The organism is Rhizobium sp. SRI_017, from assembly GCF_057586295.1.
Genome location: NZ_JBYCZP010000104.1, coordinates 1 through 316 on the forward strand (window position 1 = coordinate 1; position 316 = coordinate 316).

Sequence of the window (316 nt, forward strand, 5' to 3'; positions counted from 1 at the left end):
GACGCTGCGTCCGGTTCGTTGAAGGCGATCGCGACGATAGCGGAGGTATCGATGACCATCAGTTTGGCAAGCCGTTCTCGTCATAACCGATGATCTCATCAGCGGAGCGGTCATCCAGGATCGGCAGAGCACTCCAGCGCCGCCGGCTCGCGGCCATGTCCTCCAGCAATGCGGCCTTGCGCGTCTCGGAGCCCGTGCGGCGCAGGCGGTCCTCGAGGGCCCGCCGGGTGGCGACCGTGATCGTCTCGCCGGTGCGCTCGGCAAGGGTGCGGGCCAGCCGTTCGGTCTCGGGGTCTTTGATGCTCAGTGCCATCTG

The 316-nt window shown here is 66.5% G+C and carries 1 protein-coding gene; it reads right to left on the reverse strand.

Going from position 1 to position 316, the window contains the following annotated elements; genetic code table 11:
* Positions 1-58: 58 nt before the first annotated feature.
* Positions 59-313 carry a type II toxin-antitoxin system VapB family antitoxin gene (locus AC2YI2_RS35235; RefSeq protein WP_487391152.1) on the reverse strand — a complete coding sequence of 85 codons (255 nt, stop codon included), beginning with the start codon at positions 311-313 and terminating at the stop codon, positions 59-61.
* Positions 314-316 lie beyond the last annotated feature (3 nt).

Bases quoted from the DNA above. Each gene is read 5' to 3' on its own strand.
- AC2YI2_RS35235 (WP_487391152.1), bottom strand. From the start codon at position 313: ATGGCACTGAGCATCAAAGACCCCGAGACCGAACGGCTGGCCCGCACC.